At 60.2% G+C, this 16,578-nt stretch carries 14 protein-coding genes; 4 read left to right on the forward strand and 10 right to left on the reverse strand.

The window, feature by feature from the left end; genetic code table 11:
- The first annotated feature begins 2 nt into the window (after window positions 1–2).
- The 4 genes from folK to LVD11_RS01375 all read left to right on the forward strand — a co-directional run bounded on the left by folK (window position 3) and on the right by LVD11_RS01375 (window position 2,866).
- Window positions 3–479: a 2-amino-4-hydroxy-6-hydroxymethyldihydropteridine diphosphokinase gene (gene folK / locus LVD11_RS01360; protein ID WP_237055198.1), complete on the forward strand. Its 477-nt coding sequence runs from the start codon at window positions 3–5 to the stop codon at window positions 477–479.
- Window positions 480–576: 97 nt separating this feature from the next.
- Complete coding sequence (locus tag LVD11_RS01365; protein WP_237055781.1) at window positions 577–1,233, forward strand: deoxynucleoside kinase; 657 nt, start codon at window positions 577–579, stop codon at window positions 1,231–1,233.
- 4 nt (window positions 1,234–1,237) lie between these two features.
- Complete coding sequence (gene panB, locus LVD11_RS01370; protein ID WP_237055200.1) at window positions 1,238–2,053, forward strand: 3-methyl-2-oxobutanoate hydroxymethyltransferase; 816 nt, start codon at window positions 1,238–1,240, stop codon at window positions 2,051–2,053.
- A 15-nt stretch (window positions 2,054–2,068) separates the two neighbouring features.
- Entirely contained in the window at window positions 2,069–2,866 is a 798-nt protein-coding gene (locus tag LVD11_RS01375) for an acyl-CoA thioesterase (protein WP_237055202.1), read from the forward strand.
- A 50-nt stretch (window positions 2,867–2,916) separates the two neighbouring features.
- On the opposite strand, the gene zntB is transcribed toward LVD11_RS01375, so the two are convergent.
- The 10 genes from zntB to infB all read right to left on the reverse strand — a co-directional run bounded on the left by zntB (window position 2,917) and on the right by infB (window position 16,542).
- A complete protein-coding gene (gene zntB / locus LVD11_RS01380; RefSeq protein ID WP_237055204.1) occupies window positions 2,917–3,918 on the reverse strand; it encodes a zinc transporter ZntB in 1,002 nt (333 codons plus the stop codon).
- Window positions 3,919–4,788 (reverse strand): D-hexose-6-phosphate mutarotase, encoded by an 870-nt coding sequence (locus LVD11_RS01385; RefSeq protein WP_237055206.1) that lies wholly within the window; start codon window positions 4,786–4,788, stop codon window positions 3,919–3,921.
- Window positions 4,789–4,859: 71 nt separating this feature from the next.
- Window positions 4,860–5,267: a GFA family protein gene (locus LVD11_RS01390; RefSeq protein ID WP_237055208.1), complete on the reverse strand. Its 408-nt coding sequence runs from the start codon at window positions 5,265–5,267 to the stop codon at window positions 4,860–4,862.
- Window positions 5,260–5,892: a hypothetical protein gene (locus LVD11_RS01395; RefSeq protein WP_237055210.1), complete on the reverse strand. Its 633-nt coding sequence runs from the start codon at window positions 5,890–5,892 to the stop codon at window positions 5,260–5,262. The genes LVD11_RS01390 and LVD11_RS01395 overlap by 8 nt, the downstream gene beginning before the upstream one ends.
- Before the next feature lie 137 nt (window positions 5,893–6,029).
- Window positions 6,030–9,008, reverse strand: a complete 2,979-nt coding sequence (locus LVD11_RS01400; protein ID WP_237055212.1) for an outer membrane beta-barrel protein — start codon at window positions 9,006–9,008, stop codon at window positions 6,030–6,032.
- Between the two features lie 557 nt (window positions 9,009–9,565).
- On the reverse strand, window positions 9,566–11,683 hold the full coding sequence (gene pnp / locus LVD11_RS01405; protein ID WP_237055213.1) for a polyribonucleotide nucleotidyltransferase: 2,118 nt from the start codon (window positions 11,681–11,683) through the stop codon (window positions 9,566–9,568).
- A 261-nt stretch (window positions 11,684–11,944) separates the two neighbouring features.
- Window positions 11,945–12,214 (reverse strand): 30S ribosomal protein S15, encoded by a 270-nt coding sequence (gene rpsO, locus LVD11_RS01410; RefSeq protein ID WP_237055215.1) that lies wholly within the window; start codon window positions 12,212–12,214, stop codon window positions 11,945–11,947.
- An 80-nt stretch (window positions 12,215–12,294) separates the two neighbouring features.
- A complete protein-coding gene (gene truB / locus LVD11_RS01415; protein WP_237055217.1) occupies window positions 12,295–13,236 on the reverse strand; it encodes a tRNA pseudouridine(55) synthase TruB in 942 nt (313 codons plus the stop codon).
- A 2-nt stretch (window positions 13,237–13,238) separates the two neighbouring features.
- Window positions 13,239–13,649: a 30S ribosome-binding factor RbfA gene (gene rbfA, locus LVD11_RS01420; protein ID WP_237055219.1), complete on the reverse strand. Its 411-nt coding sequence runs from the start codon at window positions 13,647–13,649 to the stop codon at window positions 13,239–13,241.
- A 121-nt stretch (window positions 13,650–13,770) separates the two neighbouring features.
- Window positions 13,771–16,542: a translation initiation factor IF-2 gene (infB, locus tag LVD11_RS01425; protein WP_237055221.1), complete on the reverse strand. Its 2,772-nt coding sequence runs from the start codon at window positions 16,540–16,542 to the stop codon at window positions 13,771–13,773.
- Window positions 16,543–16,578: the final 36 nt, after the last annotated feature.

Below are 16,578 nucleotides of genomic sequence, written 5' to 3' on the forward strand. Positions count from 1 at the left end.
CGATGCCGCGTTGTTATATCGGGCTCGGCAGCAACCTGTCAGATCCGCAGCGGCAGCTAAATGCCGCCCTTACCGCTATCGATAGCATATCTGGCACGCGCCTGCTGCGTTGCTCCAGTTTTTATTGCAGCGCACCGGTCGGGCCGGGAGAGCAGCCGGATTACATCAATGCGGTCGCGGAGATCGAAACCGTCCTGCCACCGCACGGCTTACTCGACCAGTTGCAGGCAATCGAGGCAGGACAGGGGCGGGAGCGCGAAATACGCTGGGGGGCACGCACGCTCGACCTGGATATCCTGCTGTTTGGCGAGAAGATACTTGATACCGAGCGCCTGCACGTGCCACATCCGCGTATGGCCGAAAGGAATTTTGTACTGTTGCCGCTGGCAGAGCTGGCCCCGGCACTGGTATTGCCTACAGGTGAATCACTGGCCGCACTGTTGCAACGGTGCCCGCCAAACCGCCTGGAAAAACTCTGAAGGCGCAACCCGGCCGGACCCGGTTGCGCTGACGAGGACGGAATAACAGAAAAAGGAGTAGAGCACGGTGTCTACTGAAACTGAGACCCCGCCACCGATGGAACCCGATATCTCCGGCACCGCCCCGCCCCGCTTTATCGCTGTCGAGGGCAATATCGGCGTGGGCAAGACCACCCTGGCGAAAAAACTCGCCGCCACCTTCAATTACGATACATTGCTGGAACTGCCCGAGGAAAACCCGTTCCTGGAACGCTTTTACCGGGATCCTAAGAGTGCCGCGCTGCCCACCCAGCTGCATTTCCTGCTGCAGCGTTCGCAGCAGATCCAGTCCCTGCGCCAGGACGATATCTTCAATCCGGTGCGCGTCTCCGACTTCCTGATCGAGAAAGACCAGCTGTTTGCCGAGGTCACCCTGGATGCCGATGAACTGGAGATCTACCAACAGGTCTACCGGCACCTGACCCTGCAGGCCCCCAAACCGGACCTGGTTATCTACCTGCAGGCACCCCTCAACGTTCTGCAGGAACGCATCCGCACCCGCGGTGTGGCCGCCGAAAAGTCCATCAGTAATGAATACCTGGCCACCCTCAATGAGGCCTACACCCAGTTCTTCCACTACTACGACGAGGCGCCGTTGCTGATCGTCAACAGCGAGGATATCGACATCGTCAGTCGGCAGGATGACTACTGCCGGCTTGTGGAATACATGCTGAATATCACCAGTGGCCGTCACTACTACAACCCGGGGAACTGATCACATGCCTTACGGACTCTCAGAGCTGGCCAAGCCGGTTACGGTTCAGACACTGCGCCGGATGAAAACAGAACGCGAGAAATTCATCACGGTAGCCCTCTACGACGCGCCCATGGCGGCCATGGCCCAGAAAACCGGGGTCGAGGTGTTACTGGTTGGCGACTCCCTCGGCATGACCGTACTGGGCTACGACAGCACCATCCCGGTGACAATGGACCATATGATCTATCACGTGGAAGCGGTGGCCCGCGGCAACAAAAAATCGCTGATCATGGGGGATATGCCCTTCATGACCTATGCGACCCCGGAACAGGCACTCACCAATGCCACCCGTATCATGCAGGCCGGCGCCCATATGGTGAAAATCGAGGGAGGTGCCTGGCTGGCGGAGACCGTGCGCATGCTGACAGACCGCGGCATTCCCGTCTGCGCCCACCTCGGCCTGACACCCCAGTCAGTGCACAAGCTGGGCGGATTCCGGGTACAGGGCCGAGATGAGGACACGGCCGGCACCATGCTCAGTGATGCCGCGCTGCTGGACGAAGCCGGTGCCGACCTGCTGGTACTGGAATGCGTGCCCTCCGCGCTGGCTCGGCGCATTACTGACGCCGTCTCGATGCCCACCATCGGTATTGGCGCGGGCCGGGATACCGATGCGCAGGTGCTGGTGATCAACGATATCCTTGGCCTGACAGAGAAGCCGCCCAAGTTCTCGAAGAACTTCCTGGTGGAAGCGGGGGATATTCCTGGCGCACTGCACAAGTATGCCGAGGACGTGAAGGCGGGTACCTTTCCCGATGACAGCCACACCTTTGGTTAAACGGATGTAAAGCCGATGGAATTCGATGTATTGATGTCCCAGTGTCGCGAAGCCGGCACCACAGCGGAAATCCCCGCGGGCTGGGCCCAGGGACGCGCCACTTTTGGTGGCCTGGTGGCAGCCATGTTGTACGAGCAGATGGCCGCTCAGGTCGATGCCGACAGTACGCTGCGCTCGATCACCTTTTCCTTCGTCGCGCCTGTGGCCGCGGGCCCGGTTTCAATGAAGGGCGAAATACTGCGCGCCGGGCGATCGGTCAGCCAGGTGGAAGCGAGAATGGAGCAGGACGGCGCCGTGGTACTGGCGGCATTTGCCAGCTTTGGCAGCGGCCGCGATTCCAGCATCCATGTGCCCGCAGACACGGCCCCGCATTTTGTCGCCCCCGACGAGCTCCAGTCCCTGCCGTATATCGAGGGCCTGGTTCCGGAATTCACGCAAAAATTCGACTACCGGATTTCCGCAGGGGATATGCCCTTCAGCGGCAGCGCGAGCAACCGGTTTGGCGGCTGGGTCCGCTTCCGCGGGGAAGAGGCAACCAACCAAAAGGTCGACATCGGGCACCTCCTTGCCCTGATCGACGCCTGGCCACCGGCCATCCTGCCCATGCTCAAGCAGCCGGCCCCGGCCAGCTCACTGACCTGGACACTGGAATTTATGGAGCCACTGCCGGCAGCCACCTGCGGAGGGTGGTGGCAATACCTGGCCGATGTGGAGCAGGCCGCTGACGGCTATGGCGTCGCCCAGGCTCGCCTCTGGAGCCCGGATGGCAAGCCCGTCGCCTTCTCTCGGCAGACTGTCACAGTGTTCGGCTGACCGATTTCAGCCCCGGGGACGTAGTTCAGCAGCTCAATCGCCCCTTCGTTTTACAGCCATTTTTTCCAGCGAAAAATGACAAGCTGGACGATTACTGCCACGACCAGCAGGCCGCTGAACAGGTAAAATGCCGACGGGTTTTCCACTCCGGGAACACCGCCCACGTTCACCCCCAGCAGCCCGGTCAGGAACCCCAGCGGCAGGAAGATGGCGGCAACGACGGAAAGTACGTACATACGGCTGTTGAGCTGCTCAGAGATCCGGCTCATCAACTCTTCCTGTGTGACCGCGGCGCGCTCGCGCACAGCATCGATATCCTCGATATGCCGGAGCAGGCGGTCACTCACCTCGCGCAGTTGCAGCCGGCAGCTCTCCCGCATCCATGGGGCTTTCTCCTGAACCAACCTGGCGAGCGCTTCCCGCTGTGGTGACAGGTAACGACGCAGGGTGATGGTCTGCTTGCGCAGCTGGGCCAGGTCCACCCGCAGGGCCGCACTGCTGTCACTGAGCACCCGGTCCTCAAGGCTGTCGATGGTATCCTCGAAGGATTCCACCGTCGCACCCATGCGCCATACCAGCAGGTCCGCCAGTTCTACCAACAGGCCGGCGCTGTCGCGGGGACCCCGCCCACTGTGGAGCTGCTCCTGCAGCTCGGTTACCGACAGCAGGCGCCTCCTGCGGGTACTGACCACCCGGTGCTCTTCCACCCACAGGCGAATTGATACCATGTCCTCCGGCTGTGACTCCGGATTGAGGTTCACCCCGCGCAATGCCACCATCAATCCATTATCGATTGAAGTGGTGCGCGGGCGGGTCTCCTCGGTCAACAGGGCCTCGGCCACCAGCGAAGGCACATCGTCCCGGGAGCGCAACCATCCGGCTGCGCCCCGGTCGGTGTAGTCCAGGTGCAGCCACAGGCAGCCCTGGTCCGGGGTCCACTGCTCGACTTCAGCCCAATCCAGGGCACGGCCGCCGCCGCGCCCGTCCAGTAACAGGGCGTGCAGCAACCCCGCCTGCTCCCGTTCTTCAGCCCTTGCAGTCGCAGTAACCATTTACTCGCGCTCCAGTTCCAGCCATGCGGTACGACGCTCGCCGATGCCCAGCTGCCAGCTGTTGGCAAAGGCATTACCGTGCTCCACGCACACGAATTGCGCGTAGTGCTCACCCACGTCTGCAAGCGTGGCCGCCAGCCCGGCGCCGGGGTTCCAGGCAATAACAGACCGACATTCGCCACTGTGCGCCTGAATGGGCGCGCGCGCCTCAATCCGCTGGGTATCGCCTGCATGTTCATAGACCCGGTCGACCTCGCCGGGAAAGCCGACGGCGCCTTCCTGCCTGGCCCGCTGCAGCCCGCGGGTATTATCCAGGTAATCTGTTTCTTCGAGCCCGAGCACCCGGATATCGTGCACGTTGTCGACCGGAAAATAGCTATGCCAGGCCCAGCTGAACCTGGCCGCCTCATCGGCGGTATTCTCCAGCTCCAGGACCAATCTCAGCTTCTTGCCCAACTCCATGGTGACACTGCACAGGAAGGGAGTGAAATCGGCATCGCCGTCATGGCGGTAGGTAAACACCAACTCCCGCGTGCCATCTGGCCGCTCTCTGGAAGCCTCCAGCCTCCACGGCCTGGTACGCACCAGTCCATGCTTGGGCCTGGCGGGTTCCGGGTGAACGCCAAACCACGGCAGGCACAGGGGAATCCCACCCCGCACCGCCTTGCCCGGCTCAAACACCGCCGCGGGGCTCAGCCACAACAGCGGTTCGTGCCCCAGTGCCTGGAATTCCAGTAGCTGTGCTCCCTGCACGGCAATCACCGCGCGGCAGCGATCGGTTTCCACCAGCACAAGATCCAGGCCCGGCTTGCCATAGAGGGCAGCGCTGTCGGTATAGGTGATACCACCGGTTTGTACCTGCTCACTCACTGCGCACTCACCTCCTCTCTATCCTCGCGGGACACAGGAACTGTCCCGGTTAATCTGTCCGGCCGGTTATCTCAGTCCCTGCTGAGATGTGCCAGGGCGCCGGCGTTTCGCTCCCAGTTCCGGCCATCAAACGGCTCCACCTTTACGCCCTCGGGCTGTTTATCCAGGCAGCGCAGGTTGATGCTGTAACCGTCGGGATTGGATCGCGGAATATAGAACGACTTCACCCCGCAGTGGCGGCAGAAATAGTGTCTGGCCACACCGGAATTGAATATGTAACAGGTGAGGTCGCCCTCTCCCTGCAGCAGCTCGAACGCCGCAGCGGGCACGATCAGGTGCTGGAAACCCACCATTTCACACATGGAGCAATTACATGCGTGGGCGACCAGCACCTCCCCCGGACGGCGCGGTATTCGCGCTTGGAACCTGACAGCACCGCAGTGACACCCTCCTTCCAGTTCCCAGTGTGCTTTATCCATTACCAAGCCTCCTTTCCTCGAACAGTGGCCGTGCGCAGAGCAGCGTCAGCGCTGCCAGCGCCAGCAACAGGTGGAACCAGTTGAGCCGGGGCATTCCCAGCAGTTTTACATGACTGGTACCCACCAGCTGGCTTGCCATCACCACCAGCAGCGGGCCACAGGCCAGCAGGCACAATGGCAGTTTCTGTAGCCGCCCGTGCCGACGAACAATCAGTGTTGCGGCCAACCAGGCCACCAGCCCCAGCAGGCTCAACAGACGGCGGGCGGGAGCGGCTTCGGTCATCAGCAATACTGCGATCGCTGTCGCCAGGGTAAGCACGGCATAGGCTGGTGGCCGGCTCCGGTAGCCGAGATCAGGCTTCAGGGCGACCCACAGCAGCGCCAGCCCGCACAGCAGGAAAGTCAGTTGCCCGGAAAGCCCGGACAAGACCCGGTGCAACCCGGTGACACCGGGATCTATGCTGTAGCGATAGGCGCCAACCAGCGCCGCCATCGCCAGCAGGGACATTCCCGCCACCACCAGCAGGGACGGCGACTGGCAACGATCGCGCGCGATATACCAGTACTGGCTGGCAACCAGCAGTGCTGCCAGCGCCAGAAGGACTTCCAGCAGCCAGAAACTCACCAAGGGCTGATTCTCCCGTTATTGTTTACCGGAATTCTAACGGACTGGAGCCGGGATTGCTCTGGGACAAACGAAAATGCCCCGGCGAGCCGGGGCATTGGGTTCAAGCATTCCCGCTCAAAGCGGAAAACTGGGGCTTAGAAATCCATTCCAAGCGATAACTGCAGGCGGCGCGGGTCATAGTAGCTACGCGGCTCGCCAAACGCGAAGTAGCCCACCTCGGGATCAATGTTGTAACCGGTCTGGCGGTTGAACACGTTGAACAGGTCTGCACGGAATTTCAGGGTGTAATCAGCGAACACATTGAAATTCTGGGTGTAGTTCAGGTCCATTTGCCAGTGGCTGTCAGTGCGGCGACTACCCGCCGGTTCGGCGTAACGGTTTGTGGAGCTGGAATACCCATAGACGCTACCATCCCAGGCCTCCCAGGGCTCACCAGACTGATACACAAAGTAGGCACCGACATTAGCCTTCCAATCCAGGGTGTACTGGCCAAAGAACTTCAGCAGGTTTGGCTTGTCACCACGGAGTGTACCGTCTTTGTTATCCCAGATCTGACGACCAGCACCATCCGCAAGGTACGAGGAGCCAATAAAGGTATTGGCATCGTTGGTCCAGGTAGTGTTGTCCTGGTCGAAGTTGCCACGATAACGGCTGCGGGTGTAGGAGGCGTTCAGGTAAGTACGTTCCCCCATCCAGGAGGCTTCAAGACTGAACTCCAGGTACTTGGTATAAGCATCATCCAGCTCGGCGATCACGTAACTTGAACCACTGCCGATCTGCTCGAGCTTCTCATCCAGGTCAGGGATGTAGAAACCTTTTGCGGCAATGTCATCCGGCACACAGGTCTGGTTGCCTTCGGGACCGTAGCAACCATAGGTACGCGAGCCATTCCATGTATCCTCCCAGAAGTGTGAGCCCTCGCGGTAGCGCACATGTGAACGCAGGCTGATGCCATTGTCGAACTCTTTGGTTGTACCGATGGTCAGCTCGTCAACCCTGCGGGGATCCAGGTCATCTGCAAACAGCTTGCCGGATGAACCTGCACGGGGGGTGGAGCTGATGTAATTGCCGCTCTCATCCCAGTAAACCTCCACTGTCGCGCGGCTGTTGCGATCCCATGAAGCTGCACGGGCAAGGGAGGAGGCCGCCGGGTTGTACTGGGCGAAACTGGCGAACACAGTATCGACACCATTGTAGGCCCAGGTAACACCCAGTCGCGGCTGGATCATATCCTTCCAATCAACCTTGTACATTTCGTACTTGTTACCCGGCGCGGCCTCGTAACCTGAAATGGTATTCGCCTCGCGCAGTCCCTGACCATACAGGGTGTCCTGGCTGATCAGGAAACCTACGTCGAAGGTGAAATCCCCCCAGGCAATCGAGTCGTTAACCTCGAAGTTCTGGGTCTCTGTGAAGGAGTCGATGGGTGGCACTCTTCCACCGTCCTCACCGATAAAGCTCATTTGCTCGGTATAAGCACGGAAACGCGCATTGTCCGGGGCATTAACATCCTCTGTTCCATCTATCACGCTGATCGAACCCCAGCCATTAGACAGGCGGGCCAGCTCCTCGTGCCCTTCTGCCCACTGGTACCCAACATGGATCTCGTGAGAGGTGGAGCCAATCTCAAGGGTATGGTCCAGTGCGATTTCAAAGCTTTCACGATAGAAGTTCTGCACGTTGGACTGGTAGTAAGCACCAACACCGCCACCACCAACACGCATACCGCTCTCCTCATAACCATATTGGTTGATATAAGGTGCTACGGCGGCGTTCCAGCCAGAGTCGCTATCACGAAAATCAGGCACATTGAAATAGCCCGACTGGTCCAGGCTGGCAATATCAAGCATCTGCCCAATCGCGGGCTGTAAACCCAGGCGGGTATCGGGAACTCCAGCAGTTTCAAGCGCGTAATCACTGTACTGGAAGCTTACCGTGGTCGCGTCGTTGATAATCCAGGAGCCATCAAGGGAAAGGATATCCTGGCCGGATTCCTCACCTACCGATACCGAATCCGCTTCATCGAATGAGATAGAGGCGCCTTCATTGACGCGGTCTGAAGTCCGGTAAGCCGCGTTAAGCAATACATCCTCAATCGGCGCCCATGTCAGCTTACCGTAATACTCATCACGCTCACTGGAGTAGTCTTTGGTCGGTCCGTAGGCGGTTTCTTTATTGTCACGGGATTCGCGCGGGCCATAATACGAACCATAGAAAAACAGCTGGTCTTCGATAATGGGTCCGCCCACGTTCGCAGTCATCCAGCTGTAGTCGGTCTCGGCCTTGGTGCCCTCCTCCGTCTTTTCGCGCATATCGGCGGTCTGGAACTTGTATTCCACACTGCCTTTGTATTCGTTAGTACCGGACTTGGTCTTGGTGTTGACAGTGATACCACCTGAGCGGTTAAAACCTATCGCTCGCGCACCACCCCGCTCAACGGACAGTTGCTCCACATCCTGGCTGGAGGGCTCCGCCGACAGGGTGCCGAACATGGGCAATGTCACGTTCACACCGTCAAAATTGTAGACATTGTCCTGACCACTGCCCCCGGCGCTGGGACCGCGAACAGAGTTCTGGGTGTACTGTACACCGGGGGCCAGCTTGATCAGGTCTCTCAGGTCCTGGCCGACGGGCAGGCCCTTGATGACATCCGCCCCAATGGCATCTGACAGCGAGGAGTTACCACCGACAGTAATTGCCTCACCGGTGACCACCACCTGTTCGAGGTCCCCTTCTACCTGGGGCGTCAGGCTCATGTCTACCATCGTCATCTGGTCAAGCAATACCTCCGCTTGCACAGTGCGCGTTGTCCCGTCTGCAGAAGTGAAGGTCAGCTGGTAAATACCGGGAATCAGCATAGGCAGCCGGAACTCACCATCCTCGTCAGTGGTCGCTGTCCGGCCGCGCGGCATTACACTACTGGTGGCCTTGACGGTAACCCCTTCGGCCTCAACGCCTTCATCGAGGAAAACCTGGCCCTCGATGCTGCCGACCTGCTGCGCCATCGCAGTAGCGGAAAACATAACCCCCGCAGTGATGGCAGCGGCACGCGCGAGATTGGAGGCACCTTTCAGCGACTCCAGGCTGCTACTGAGCTTTTTCTTGTGGAACATGAGTGAGTCTCCCAGACTGTCTTATCTTTATTTCCTGGAACGGTCTTCCGCCCTGATCATTCGCACCGCCTCCCCGGGCTATCCTTCCCGGATCACAACCAGTGCGATCACCCCGCCTGCGTACCACAACCCCACTCGCAGTGTCGGGGACAACCAAATACTTTATGTACGCTCAATTAAAACTGAGGAATATCTTATTCCTCGATGCATTCTGCGGATTTTTTTAAGAGATCGCGACAGAAAAATGATAAAAAATTCGGAAAAATATTCTATTTGATTCGAAATGGCAGGTTAGACAGGCAATTATTCCCGGTTTATTCCTGCCAGCGGGCCCGCAGAGCCAGACCGGATCTTTCTTTTTGATACGTACGATCGTACAAGACTTCAAGGGAGAGACTTTGTTGATCGGGGACATCATAGACAAGGCGTGTCCCGGATCCACAATCAGGCAGACGCTGAAAATCGACAGGCATTAAAAAACCCCGACCATGGCCTGGCCGGGGTTTCGCTCGACGGTGGCGGCCGGGGCCGCACCGCTCAATGCTCAGGGCTGGGCATCAGCCCTCTTCTGAAGCAGAACCTTCCGCTTCGGCACGATCCGCATTTGCTTCCTTGATGGACAGCTTGATACGGCCGCGCTGGTCCACGTCCAGTACCTTGACGAATACCTTCTGGCCTTCGCTCAGGTAGTCGGTGACCGCGTTGACGCGCTCTTCAGCGATCTGGGAGATATGCACCAGACCGTCCTTACCCGGCAGGAAGTTGACGAAAGCGCCGAAGTCCACGATCCGTACCACGGTACCTTCGTAGATAGCACCGATCTCGGCTTCCGCGGTGATTTCCTCGATGCGGGTCACCGCCGCTTCCAGGCTCTCGCCATCTTCACCGAACACCTTCACGGAACCGTCGTCCTCGATATCGATGGAGGCACCGGTTTCCTCGGTGATGGAGCGGATGGTGGCACCGCCCTTGCCGATCACGTCACGGATCTTGTCCGGGTGGATCTTCAGGGTCGCGTAGCGCGGCGCATTCTCGTTCACGGTTGCACGGGATTCGCCAATCACCTTGTTCATTTCCGCGAGGATGTGCAGGCGCGCGTGCAGAGCCTGTTCCAGGGCGGTCTCCATGATCTCTTCGGTAATGCCCTCGATCTTGATGTCCATCTGGAGGGCAGTCACGCCGGAAGCGGTACCGGCCACCTTGAAGTCCATGTCACCGAGGTGGTCCTCGTCACCGAGGATATCGGTCAGTACCGCGTAGCCCTCGTCTTCCTTCACCAGGCCCATGGCGATACCGGCCACCGGTGCCTTCAGCGGTACACCGGCGTCCATCAGTGCCAGGCTGGAGCCACATACGGAAGCCATGGAGCTGGAGCCGTTGGATTCGGTGATCTCGGAAACCACACGCAGGGTGTAGGGGAACTCTTCCGGGTTCGGCAGTACTGCGGCAATACCGCGGCGCGCCAGTCGGCCATGGCCGATCTCGCGGCGACCGGTAGCGCCGACACGACCCGCCTCACCTACGGAATAGGGCGGGAAGTTGTAATGCAGCATGAAGTAGTCTTTGCGCTCACCTTCCAGCGCGTCGATGATCTGCGCATCGCGGGTCGCACCGAGGGTGGAGACCACCAGGGCCTGGGTTTCACCGCGGGTGAACAGGGCCGAGCCATGGCCCTTGGGCAGGACGCCCACCTCGACGCTGATCGGGCGCACAGTCTTGGTGTCACGGCCGTCGATCCGGGGCTCGCCACGTACCACGGCACCGCGGACAGTCTTTTTCTCAAGCTTGCCGAAGTAGCTCTTCACCGTGCCCTCGTCCACCTCTTCGGTAGCCAGGGTTTCGGCGGCTTCGTTGCGCAGCTCGCCCAGGCGGGTGGTACGGGCCTGCTTGTCGGTAATGCGGTAGGCCTCGGCCACTTTTTCGCCAAACTGGCTTTCCAGGGCGGCTTTCAGCTCGGTGTTCTCCGGCTCGGGCTGCCAGTCCCACTCGGGCTTGCCGGCCTCGGCCTTCAGCTCCTCGCAGACCTTGATGATGGCCTGCATCTCCTGGTGAGCAAAGAGCACTGCGCCCAGCATGATGTCTTCCGGAAGCTCTTTCGCCTCGGACTCGACCATCAGCACGGCGTCCTTGGTACCGGCAACTACCATATCCAGCTCTGAAGCGGCCAGGGCCTTATAGCCCGGGTTCAGCAGGTAACCGTCTTCCTGGGTATAACCCACGCGCGCGGCACCAATCGGGCCACCGAAGGGGATGCCTGATACGGACAGTGCCGCAGAGGTACCAATCATACCGGCGATATCCGGATCCACGTCCTTCTCGGCGGACAGGACGGTGATCATCACCTGGACTTCGTTCATGAAGCCGTTCGGGAACAGCGGACGGATCGGGCGGTCGATCAGGCGGGATGTGAGGGTCTCTTTTTCGGACGGGCGGCCTTCACGCTTGAAGAAGCCACCGGGAATCTTGCCGGCCGCATAGGCCTTTTCCTGGTAGTGCACGGACAGCGGGAAGAAAGCCTGGTCCGGCTTGGCTTCCTTGGCACCTACCACGGTACACAGCACCACGGTCTCACCCATGGTGACCAGCGCCGCACCGGTAGCCTGGCGCGCAACGCGGCCGGTCTCGATGGTGACCTGGTGTTGTCCGTACTGGAATGTCTTGCTTACTGGATTCACGTTTTTTTCCTATTTCCTGTCGGTTACTGGCCCATTCCAGTAACCCCTACATGTGGCTCGAATATTGCCATCGAGCCTCGGACACTGCGGCACAGCTTGCGCCGCGCTACCGGCCTGGGGCCGGTAAAACGCTGAAAAGCCCAGCCAGTCATTCTTGCAGGCCAGGCTTCCCAACGCGACTGTTGAAAGGTGACAAAAATGTCTCCCTCCAGCAAGAGGGTAAAAAAAGAATGCCCGCCAGGTGGCGGGCATTCCAGGGTCTTAGCGACGCAGGCCGAGCTTGGCGATCAGCTGTGCGTAACGGCTCAGATCCTTCTTCTTCAGGTAGTCCAGCAGCTTGCGGCGCTGGTTTACCATGCGGATCAGGCCACGACGGGAGTGGTGATCCTGCTTGTGCTCAGAAAAATGAGACTGAAGCTTGTTGATGTTGGCGGTCAGCAGGGCCACCTGGACTTCCGGGGAACCGGTATCGCCTTCGGATTGGCCGTGCTCTTTCAGGATTGCGGTTTTTTCTTCGGCTGACAGTGCCATAACGAAATACCTCGTCGTAATATGCTTTGATGATTCGGCTGGCCCGTGCATATTTACAGACCAGCTAGTCGGTTTTGTGGCTACTTGCCACTTACCAGTCGACGCGGTGCCACGCACCCGTCGTCGGTAATCTCTCCAACGCCCAGAAATTCGCCAGTTTCCAGGAAGAGGCGCACCATATCACCTTCTTGGCCGATACGGTAGACCTGCAGGTCCATGACAGGTTGTCCCTGGCGCACATAGTAGCCGGTGTTCTCCGGCAGCGTGAGACTGGGTAGCCCGGAAGCGGGCGCATCAACCGGCAGCAGGTGGTGGTCGAGCTCTTCGGCGCGGCCTTCACCGCGCTCTTCGGCCAGCTCATCCAGGGTCAGGGCATCGGCCTCATCGAAGGGGCCGGCGGCGCTGCGATGCAGCTTCTCCACGTAAGCACCCACGTCCAGGGCCTCTCCCAGATCCTCCGCCAGGCTGCGGACATAGGTGCCCTTGGAGCAGTGGATTTCCACTTCGGCCCGGGGTTGCGGACCGGGAGTGAACGCGAGCAACTCATACTCGAAGATCTCCACCTCTCGCGGTTCACGCTCCACTTCCACGCCCTGGCGGGCGAGCTTGTAGAGGGGCTGCCCCTTGTGCTTCAAGGCAGAGTACATCGAGGGCACCTGCTGGATACGGCCGCGGAACGACACCATTGCCTCGCGCACATCGGCCTCTGTAAGTCCTGAGGCGTCTGCCGTGGCAATCACTTCGCCGTCAGCATCACCGCTGGCGGTACGCATCCCGAAAACAAAGGTGCTCCGGTAGCGCTTATCGGCATCGAGCAGGTACTGGGAAAACTTGGTAGCTTCACCAAAGCATACTGGCAGCACGCCGGTGGCGAGCGGGTCCAGCGCACCGGTATGCCCGGCACGATTGGCAAAAAACAGTCGCTTGGCTTTCTGGAGAGCGTCGTTGGCGGTGATTCCGGCAGGCTTGTTCAGCAGCAGGACGCCGTTAACCGCACGGCCCCATTTTGGTCTGCGGCCCATGATTACTCTTTGCCGTCCCCTTCGTCATCGCCACCGTCATCGGCGTGATGGCTGCGGTCGGATTTTACCGCCTTCTCGATCAATGCCGACAACTCCTGGCCGCGGACGGAAGTCTCGTCATAGCGGAACTGCAGCCGCGGGATTGTCCGCATCTGGATTTCGCGGGCCAGCTGGCTGCGCAGGAAACCCGCGGCCTTGTTCAGCACCTGCATGGAGGTGTTGATCTTGCTCCTGTCGTCCTCACCGACAAAGGTGACAAAGACCTTGGCCGACGCCAGGTCACGGCTTACCTCTACATCGTTGACATTTACCATGCCCAGGCGCGGGTCGCGCACTTCACGCTGGATCAGCTGCGCCAGCTCGCGACGCATGGCGTCAGCGACTCGATCGGCGCGGTGGAATTCTCTTGCCATTGGTTACCTGTAAAAATGGCTGGCATAAAACGTCATCCCGGCAGCAGCCGGGATGACAGGGTGGAGTCGTATCGGTGCTGCCGGCCGGCGAAAGGCGGGTAGCAGCCCGACTGCCACGGCATTAGAGCTCGCGGGCAACCTTGACGATATCGTAGACCTCGATCTGGTCGCCGGCCTTGACGTCATTGTAGTCTTTCACGCCAATACCACACTCCATACCGTTGCGGACTTCCTGAACGTCGTCCTTGAAGCGGCGTAGTGATTCCAGCTCGCCCTGGTAGATCACGACGTTATCCCGCAGGACACGGATCGGCTTGTTGCGGTAAACCGTACCCTCGGTGACCATGCAACCGGCAATAGCACCGAACTTGGGCGAACGGAAGACATCGCGCACCTGGGCAATGCCAACGATCTCTTCGCGTACTTCCGGCTCCAGCATCCCCGACAGGGCCTGCTTGACCTCGTCCAGCAGATTGTAGATCACGCTGTAGTAACGGATCTCCACATTCTCGGTCTCCGCCACTTTGCGGGCCGCAACGTCGGCACGGGTGTTAAAGCCGATAATGATCGCACCAGAGGTGAGCGCCAGGTTGACGTCGTTTTCGGCAATACCGCCGACGCCGCTGGATACCACGTTGACCGAAACTTCCTCGTTACCGATTTCCGCCAGTGCGGACAGGATCGCTTCCAGAGAGCCGCGCACGTCAGCCTTGATGACCACCGGCAGGACTTTTTTCTCCCCCGCTTCCATGTCGGCAAACATGTTTTCAAGCTTGGCTGCCTGCTGGCGCTGCATACGCTCGCGGCGCTCTTTCTCTGCACGCTGCTCGGCCACTTCGCGGGCCTTGCGCTCGTCTGCAACAACCATGAACTCGTCACCGGCATTGGGTGTACTGTCGAGACCCAGCAGCTCCACCGGGGTGGAGGGGCCCGCCTCTTTCACGCTCTTGCCCAGCTCGTTGGTCATGGCGCGTACCCGGCCGTAGCTCTGGCCGGCGAGGACAATGTCACCGCGCTTCAGCTCGCCGCTCTGTACCAGCAGGGTAGCGACGACACCACGCCCCTTCTCCAGGCGCGACTCGATCACCACGCCGCGGGCGGGCACACCTACCTCGGCCTTGAGTTCCAGCATCTCTGCCTGCAGGGAAACTGCCTCCAGGAGGTCGTCGATGCCCTGGCCGGTATGCGCGGACACCTCGATAAACTGGGTATCACCACCCCAGTCCTCGGGAATCACATCCTTGGCCGCCAGTTCATTCTTGACCCGGTCGGGGTCGGCCCCCTCCTTGTCACACTTGTTGATGGCAACCACAAGCGGAACACCCGCCGCCTTGGCGTGCTGGATGGCCTCCTCGGTCTGCGGCATGACGCCGTCGTCCGCTGCAACCACCAGGATCACCACGTCAGTGGCCTGGGCGCCGCGGGCTCGCATCGCGGTAAATGCGGCGTGACCCGGGGTATCCAGGAAGGCGACCTCGCCCTGGCTGGTTTGCACCCGGTAGGCACCGATATGCTGGGTAATACCACCGGCCTCGCCGGAGGCCACCTTGGTCTTACGGATATAGTCCAGCAAGGAAGTCTTGCCGTGGTCGACGTGGCCCATCACGGTCACCACTGGCGCACGGGAGACTTCCTCACCCTTCACCTGCTCGACCTGGGCCACCAGGCTCTCCTCGAGCTCGTTCTCGGAGCGCAGTACCACCTTGTGGCCAAGCTCCTCAACAATCAGTGTGGCGGTCTCGCGGTCCAGCGCCTGGTTGATCGTAACCATCTCACCCATCTTCATCAGGCGCTTGATAAGTTCACCGGCCTTCATGTTCAACTGCTTGGCCAGCTCGCCGACGGTGATGGTTTCGCCTAACTGTACTTCGTACACCTGTTTTCCCGTGGGCTTCTTGAACCCATGTGTGTTCTTGATCTTGAGCGTCGGGCGGGACAGGGAGCGCGTGCTGCGCTTCTCGCTTTCCGAATCCTCAAACGCTTCCAGTGCCTGCTCGTAGAGCGCGGTCTTGCTGGACTTCTTCGGGCCACCCTTGGCACCGCGACGACCGCGGCGCTTGCGCGGCTCGTCTTCCTCTTTCTCGGTGACGGTGGGGGTCGCCTCCAGCTTGCGACGCAGGGACGGCTTGACCGTTTCGGTCTTGGCCTTGCGCTCGCGCTCCTGCTTTTCCTGCTCGGCGCGCTGGCGCTCCTCCTCGACGCGTGCCTTCTTCTCTTCAAGCTCCTCGGCTTCCCGCGCGGCCTGCTCCTTGCGACGCTCCATCGCGGCAATACGCATCGCCTCGATATCATCAACGTACGTCGAGCGGGCCGGGGCCGGCTTGGCTTCCTCTGCTGGCTGGGGCTTTTCCTCGGCGGGCTCCGCGGCCTGCTCGGGCTCAGCTTCGGCCTCGGCGGCAGGAGCCTCGGCCTCGGCCGCCTCCTGCTCGGCCGCTGCAGCTGCAGCCGCCTCCTCGGCTTCGATGCGGGCCTTCTCGGCTTCGGCCTCCGCCTGCTCGGCGCGCGCACGTTCCTGCTCCGCCTGCTCCGCCAGTGCCTTCTCCAGCTCTGCCCGCTGGGCTTCACGTTCCGCCTCAGCGGCCTGCTCGGCCTCCGGGCGTTTCACATAAGTACGCTTCTTGCGCACCTCCACATTCACGGTCTTGCGGCCGGTGCCAGAGCCGGTTTTGAGCGTGGTGGTGGTCTTGCGCTTCAGGGTAATCTTGCGTGGTGCAGAAGCCTTCTGCTCCCCGTGACTGCTTTTCAGGAAGTTGAGCAGGACCTGCTTTTCCTCATCCGACACCACGGCGTCGGCAGAGGTCTGGGGCAAACCCGCGTCCTTCATCTGCTTCAGCAGACGGTCCTCGGTGGCACCAACCGATTTCGCGAGTTCGCTAACTGTTACTTCGGCCATTCTCTCTCCTAAAATTCGCTTGGTCGGAGGGGTTCT

This window comes from Microbulbifer sediminum (genome assembly GCF_021729035.1).
GTDB lineage: Bacteria > Pseudomonadota > Gammaproteobacteria > Pseudomonadales > Cellvibrionaceae > Microbulbifer > Microbulbifer sediminum.

Coding starts and splice junctions, on each gene's coding strand:
- folK (WP_237055198.1), top strand. CDS start 3: ATGCCGCGTTGTTATATCGGGCTCGGCAGCAACCTGTCAGATCCGCAG.
- LVD11_RS01365 (WP_237055781.1), top strand. CDS start 577: ATGGAACCCGATATCTCCGGCACCGCCCCGCCCCGCTTTATCGCTGTC.
- panB (WP_237055200.1), top strand. CDS start 1,238: ATGCCTTACGGACTCTCAGAGCTGGCCAAGCCGGTTACGGTTCAGACA.
- LVD11_RS01375 (WP_237055202.1), top strand. CDS start 2,069: ATGGAATTCGATGTATTGATGTCCCAGTGTCGCGAAGCCGGCACCACA.
- zntB (WP_237055204.1), bottom strand. CDS start 3,918: ATGGTTACTGCGACTGCAAGGGCTGAAGAACGGGAGCAGGCGGGGTTG.
- LVD11_RS01390 (WP_237055208.1), bottom strand. CDS start 5,267: ATGGATAAAGCACACTGGGAACTGGAAGGAGGGTGTCACTGCGGTGCT.
- LVD11_RS01400 (WP_237055212.1), bottom strand. CDS start 9,008: ATGTTCCACAAGAAAAAGCTCAGTAGCAGCCTGGAGTCGCTGAAAGGT.
- rpsO (WP_237055215.1), bottom strand. CDS start 12,214: ATGGCACTGTCAGCCGAAGAAAAAACCGCAATCCTGAAAGAGCACGGC.
- truB (WP_237055217.1), bottom strand. CDS start 13,236: ATGGGCCGCAGACCAAAATGGGGCCGTGCGGTTAACGGCGTCCTGCTG.
- rbfA (WP_237055219.1), bottom strand. CDS start 13,649: ATGGCAAGAGAATTCCACCGCGCCGATCGAGTCGCTGACGCCATGCGT.
- infB (WP_237055221.1), bottom strand. CDS start 16,542: ATGGCCGAAGTAACAGTTAGCGAACTCGCGAAATCGGTTGGTGCCACC.